Genomic DNA, 6,058 nt, shown 5'->3' on the forward strand with positions numbered 1-6,058 from the left:
GTTATGCCTGATGACCATAGCAAGTCGGTACCACCCCTTCCCATCCCGAACAGGACCGTGAAACGACTTTGCGCCGATGATAGTGCTGCAACCAGTGTGAAAGTAGGTTATCGTCAGGCTAGTTATATGCAAAAGCCCGCTCAGTTGATACTGAGCGGGCTTTTTGTTTTCTAACGTACCTTCTTCAAATACCCACGCAAACCATGGGTCAACACCAGCGGAAAGACGCTGGCATGATCCTCGTCCGCAAACACTTCGAGCCTGCTTTTGAGGTTCGGATAGCGGTGCGATTTAAGTGCAGCGTCGAAGTCGCATAAATCCGCGACCATGTCCGCATTCTCTTCCGTGCGCGCGCGTTTCCGGTCCTTGCCGAGCGTCTCGCGCCCGCCGATACCGAAAAACACGGAGGCCGGCATATCGTTGTGCCCTTTTGCGTAATCCTGTTCGCGCTCGAACATCACGCCCTGGTCGAACCACAGCGAAGGGCTGCCGAGGATGTAATGGTCGAATGTGCGCGGCGCACTCAGCAGCAACTGCAGGCCCAAAAGGCTGCCATATGAATGGCCGACAAAGATCTTGCGGTTCATGTCGGCACGATAGTTCGCGGCGATCAGTGGAAAGACGTCGGCGGCGATGAACCGGCCATAGGCCTGCGCCTCGCCAAACGCCGGTGTGCGGCCCGGCATATCGGAAGCATAATCCCGGCGCTGCGGCACGGCCGGCGTGTAGTCGCGGCGGCGGCTGTACACGGGGCTGTCGCCTTTCGCATACGACAGGCCGACGACGATCACCTCTTCCATGCCCGCATGCTTGGCCAGCCGCTGCGCGATGCCGCGCGCGACCGGGAATGCGTAATTAGCGTCGGTGACGAACAACACGGGATAACGCCGGTTCGACGAACGATACGAATCCGGCAGCGCAACGAACACCTGATAGTCGCGGTTCAGCGCGCGCGCGTGCACGTCCCGCACTTCCGTCTCGTCGAGCACATACGGTGCCGGCGTTACGGCCGCGGCCAGGCTGGACGCGAAGCAGCACGACAACAACAGCTTGCCGATGACCGTCATGGCAGCGCCTCTGCCGCCAGCGTCTTCGCCAGCCATGTGCGCGCGTTGGCCGCGTACTGGCGGCATGCGCCGTGATCGACGAAGGCCGCATGTCCGAGTTGCGCCTGCCGCGCGGCGCGCTCCCACAAGTCGGCGAACTCCGGATGCGCGCTCACGAGCACGTCGCATTCCAGTCCTTCGACTGTGGCGATCGAACGCTCGAGATCCATCCGCGCGTTCGGATACAGCGGGTTCCTGCTGAAACTGCGGCTATCGGCGGTGACGGCGGTGAGGCTGTCCGCGTACACCATGTGCATCGCCTTGCCGTCTTCGCTCGATTGCCACGTCCAGCTGGTGGCACCCAGCGTATGCCCCGGCGTGAAGTGCGCGGTGATGGCGAGCGGCCCGAGTTTCACCGTCTCGCCATCGTGTACGGCGCGCGTGTTGGCGGCAGGGTCCATTGGCTTCAGATTGGGATACTGCGCGTCCCGCTTGTCCGGCTGCCCTGTCCGCAGCACCTCGACGGACGCAGGGCTACCCAGCACCACGGCGCCACTCATCTTCTGCAGGGCGGCGATGCCACCGGCGTGGTCGAAGTGCTCGTGCCCATTCAGGATGTAATGGATGTCCTCGACCTTGAAGCCGAGTTGACGGATATGCGCTGCGATCTGCGCGGACGCGCCGGATGGGCCGCCGTCGATGAGGATGTGGCCGGCCGACGACGTGATCAGCACGGCGCTGATGCCATGGGTGCCGACGTAATATGTGTTGCCGTAGATGGCGAACGGATCCTGCGGGGCATACCAGTCGTCGGCCCCGGCGCCAGCCGAAGCGGAAGCGCCGCCGAGCAGGAGGGCGAGGGCCAGGCGTATTGTGTTCTTCATGGGGTAGCGTGAGAGTTGATAAAGAATCGTGACTGCGCCGCCGATTCTGCAACCAGCCCGGCGCCGCGGCCCGCCCCGCGTGACGAAACGCCGCTTCCACGTGACGAAGCGGCCGCCCGCGGTCTTCGGACAAGCAAGGCCGCTGCTATACTTTTCCGATGACGCAGCACGCCGACACGACCATCCCCCATCCCTCGATGCCGCCCGCGGCCAGGAACATCGTCATCGTGGTGCTCTTGTGGACCGCGATCAGCGCCCTCGGCGCCTTGCAGACCTACAGCGACAACCTGCGCCTCGGCGTGGACAGCCACTATCCGTCCCTGCTGGTGACGTGGTTCGTCGAGTACGCGGTGCCGCTGATGGTCCTGAGCGCAGGCCTGAGCATGGCACTGGCGCGCTGGCCCGCATTGATCGCCCGTCCGCACAACGTGTTTCTGCTGTTCGTCGGCCTCGTGCTCGTGTTTCAGCCCGCGCAGTGGACGTATATGGCGTGGCTGCGCGGTTACCTGCACGTCGCGAGCCTCGACGACGCGCGCCGCCTGTTGATGAAGATGCTGCTGGTCGGCTGGTTCTCGACCACCGGCACGTTTGCGGCGATCCTCGCCATCCATTACTGGCGTCAGGCGCGCGAGCGCGACCTGGCGTGGCAGCGCAGCCAGACCGACATGCTCAACCTGCGTCTCGCGCTGGAAGAGCAGCGCATGCTGGCCCTGCGCGCGCAATTCGAGCCGCACTTCCTGTTCAATGCGCTGAATGCGATCAGTGCCCTCGTGCGCGAAGGCGACCGCACGCTGGCCCTCGGCGGCATCGGCCGCCTGAGCGACCTGCTGCGCTATGCGCTGTCGGCCAGCGTGCGCAACACGGTGACGGTCGCCGCCGAGCTGCAGTTCGTGCGCGATTACCTCGACCTGCAGCGCCTGCGTTACGGCGACCGGCTGCAGGTGCGCATCGATGGCGAAGACCGGCTGCTGCACGACGTCGACTGTCCGCCGCTGCTGCTGCAACCGCTGATCGAGAACGCGCTGCGCCACGATCTCGATTGCCGCGACGGGCCGAGCGATATCCGCCTGTCCTTCGTGGCCGACTTCGAGGCGCTCACGATCCGCGTCACGAACCCCGCCAGCGCGCACGCGTCGCCCAATCCCGGCGCGGGGCTCGGACTGGCGAACACGCGCGAGCGGCTGCGCCTCATGCATCCCACCGCGTCGCTGCGCACCGACTTGCAGGAGGGCCGCTTCGTGGCTGAAGTGCGCCTGCCGCTGGACCGGGAGTAAGCGATGACGGTGCGTTACCTGATCGTCGACGATGAGGCACCCAGCCGCGCCAACCTGCGCCTGGCATTGGCCGCGCATCCGGACTGGCGGCTCGTGGCCGAATGCGACGGCACCGCGGCCGCGCGCGCGGTGCTGTCCGTCCAGGACGTCGACGTCATCTTCCTCGACATCCAGATGCCGGCCGAATCGGGGCTCGTGCTCGCGCGCGAGATCAGCCGCCTGCCTGCGCCGCCGCTGATCGTGTTCGTGACGGCCTACAGCGAACACGCCGTCGACGCGTTCGAAGTCCACGCGCTCGACTACCTGCTCAAGCCCCTGAACGACGCGCGCCTGAGCCAGGCCGTCGAGCGCATCGGCGCCATGCTGGGACAACGCCAGCGCGAGGCGTATGGCGCGGCCTTGCGCGATTATGTCGACGCCGGCGCGGACCAGGCGAAGGCAGCCCTGGAGCGGATCAACGTGCGCTCCGTCGGCCGCATCGAACAGGTCCTCGTGGCGGACATCCTGTGGGTCGAATCGGCCGGCAATTACGTCGAACTGCACCTGGCAGGGCGCACGGTCCTGCATCGCATCACGCTCAACCGCCTCGCGACGCTGCTCGCGACCGACGACTTCCTGCGCGTGCACCGCGGCGTGATCGTTCGGCGTAGCGAGATCGCGCGCCTGGATTCCGTCGGCGACGGCGGGTATCGGCTCATGCTGCGATGCGGCGCTGCCGTCGCCGTCAGCGAGCGTTACCTGGGCGCTTTGAAAGCGGCGATGTGACGATGTGACGAAGTGCCGTTTTGCCGGGATGGCCGCGCTGTCTGGGGACGTAGGGTGCTGCTTATACTGTCGCTCCTCACGAACGATCCGGAGAACGCCTTGCTTACCCTGTCACGTCCCACGCGGTCCATCGCCGTCGCATGCCTGTCCCTGTTGCCGCTGACGGCCGGCGCCGTCGATGCGGCCGCCGTGCGCGCAGCCGTCGACCGTGCCATTCAACCGCTGATGGCGCAGCACGACGTGCCCGGCATGGCGGTCGCCGTCACCGTCGACGGCCATGCGATGTTCTTCAATTACGGCGAGGCGTCGAAACAGGCCCACGTGCCCGTCACCGAGAACACGCTGTTCGAACTGGGCTCCGTCAGCAAGACCCTCACCGCAACGCTGGCCTGTCATGCCCAGGGTCTCGGCAAGCTGTCGTTCGACGATCATCCCGGCACCTATATGCCGCAGTTGACGGACAGCGCGATCGACCGCGCCAGCCTGCTCGAACTGGGCACTTATACGCCGGGCGGCCTGCCGCTGCAATTCCCGGACGAGGTCGAGACGGATGCACAGATGCTCGCCTACTTCCGCGCGTGGCGGCCGGACGCGGCGCCCGGTACGCAGCGCCGTTATTCGAACCCGAGCCTCGGCCTGTTCGGGCACGTGACGGCGCGCGCATTGGGCGTCGACTTTGCCGACGCCGTCGAGGGCCGGCTGTTTCCCGCGCTGGGCCTGAAGCACAGTCATATCCGCGTGCCGTCCGGCGCAATGGGCGACTATGCCTGGGGCTACGACAGGACCAATCGGCCTGTGCGCGTCAGTCCGGGCGTGTTCGATGCGGAGACGTATGGTGTCAAGTCCAGTGCCGCCGACATGATCCGCTTCGTCCAGGAGAACATCGACGCGAGCGGCCTGCCGGCGCCGATGCGCCGCGCCATCGATTGCACGCACACGGGTTACTTCCGCATCGGCGATATGGTGCAGGGGCTCGGTTGGGAACAGTATCGTGCACCCGTGACCCTGGCCGCCCTGCAGGCGGGGAATTCCGCGAAGATGAGCAGTGAGCCGAATCCGGCCACCCGGCTGCAGCCACCGCAGGCGCCGCCGCGCGGGACGCTGTTCAACAAGACTGGTGCCACGCGCGGTTTCGGCACGTATGTGTTGTTCGTGCCGGAATATCGCGTCGGGATCGTCATGCTGGCCAATAAGAATTACCCGATCCCGGCGCGGGTGCAGGCCGCCTATGCGATTCTCCAGCAACTGACGCCGTGATGCCGTCAATACGCGCCGATGCGACAAATCGCCCTTGCGCACTCGCGTGTGGTTTTGCTATGGTTCGCGTCCTGCTTCTGCAGCGCAAGAAAATTCAGCGAAATCAAGTAGTTGAGCCAGGTCGTTTGATAACGCCGCTTGTGCTGAAGAAAAAGAGGGGTTGACGAGTTAAGTGAAGCACGGCATACTCTCATTCCTCTGCTGCTGACGAACAAAACGATTCGCAAATGCAGCAAGGCAGTACCGAATACAGTTCTTTAACAATCAACAGTCGATAAGTGTGGGCGTTTGATGAGGTGCCAGCAGTCACTAGTGAATAACTAAGGGGCTGCTGAATGCTTAAATTATCAAATGTTCACACAAAAGAAATACGTTGCTCAGCAATGAGTAACGGTCAGTATTTTGAGTGAGCGATCTGTCGAGAAATCGGCAAAAACAGAGATTAAACTGAAGAGTTTGATCCTGGCTCAGATTGAACGCTGGCGGCATGCTTTACACATGCAAGTCGAACGGCAGCGCGGGGCAACCTGGCGGCGAGTGGCGAACGGGTGAGTAATATATCGGAACGTACCCAAGAGTGGGGGATAACGTAGCGAAAGTTACGCTAATACCGCATACGATCTAAGGATGAAAGTGGGGGACCTTCGGGCCTCATGCTCCTGGAGCGGCCGATATCTGATTAGCTAGTTGGTGAGGTAAAGGCTCACCAAGGCGACGATCAGTAGCTGGTCTGAGAGGACGACCAGCCACACTGGGACTGAGACACGGCCCAGACTCCTACGGGAGGCAGCAGTGGGGAATTTTGGACAATGGGCGCAAGCCTGATCCAGCA

The 6,058-nt window shown here is 63.6% G+C and carries 5 protein-coding genes and 2 rRNA genes; 5 read left to right on the forward strand and 2 right to left on the reverse strand.

Going from position 1 to position 6,058, the window contains the following annotated elements; all coding sequences use genetic code 11:
- Positions 1-6: 6 nt before the first annotated feature.
- Positions 7-119 (forward strand): 5S ribosomal RNA (gene rrf, locus U9J41_RS29085).
- A gap of 51 nt (positions 120-170) precedes the next feature.
- On the opposite strand, the gene U9J41_RS29090 is transcribed toward rrf, so the two are convergent.
- Together U9J41_RS29090 and bla are read right to left on the reverse strand one after the other, a co-directional pair.
- Positions 171-1,067, reverse strand: coding sequence for an alpha/beta hydrolase (locus U9J41_RS29090; RefSeq protein ID WP_322405685.1), 897 nt, complete (start codon positions 1,065-1,067; stop codon positions 171-173).
- Positions 1,064-1,930: a subclass B3 metallo-beta-lactamase gene (gene bla, locus U9J41_RS29095; protein WP_322405686.1), complete on the reverse strand. Its 867-nt coding sequence runs from the start codon at positions 1,928-1,930 to the stop codon at positions 1,064-1,066. Before bla ends, U9J41_RS29090 begins: the two co-directional genes overlap by 4 nt.
- 158 nt (positions 1,931-2,088) lie before the next feature.
- Between bla and U9J41_RS29100 the strand changes: the two genes are divergently transcribed.
- From U9J41_RS29100 to U9J41_RS29115, 4 genes are all read left to right on the forward strand, one after another.
- On the forward strand, positions 2,089-3,204 hold the full coding sequence (locus U9J41_RS29100) for a sensor histidine kinase (RefSeq protein ID WP_322405687.1): 1,116 nt from the start codon (positions 2,089-2,091) through the stop codon (positions 3,202-3,204).
- A 3-nt stretch (positions 3,205-3,207) separates the two neighbouring features.
- A complete protein-coding gene (locus U9J41_RS29105; protein ID WP_322405688.1) occupies positions 3,208-3,969 on the forward strand; it encodes a LytR/AlgR family response regulator transcription factor in 762 nt (253 codons plus the stop codon).
- A gap of 108 nt (positions 3,970-4,077) precedes the next feature.
- Complete coding sequence (gene ampC, locus U9J41_RS29110; protein ID WP_425261315.1) at positions 4,078-5,226, forward strand: class C beta-lactamase; 1,149 nt, start codon at positions 4,078-4,080, stop codon at positions 5,224-5,226.
- A gap of 444 nt (positions 5,227-5,670) precedes the next feature.
- Positions 5,671-6,058 (forward strand): 16S ribosomal RNA (locus tag U9J41_RS29115); the annotation flags it as partial.

Origin of the sequence: Massilia luteola (assembly GCF_034420155.1) — a bacterium.
Taxonomy (GTDB): domain Bacteria; phylum Pseudomonadota; class Gammaproteobacteria; order Burkholderiales; family Burkholderiaceae_D; genus Telluria; species Telluria luteola.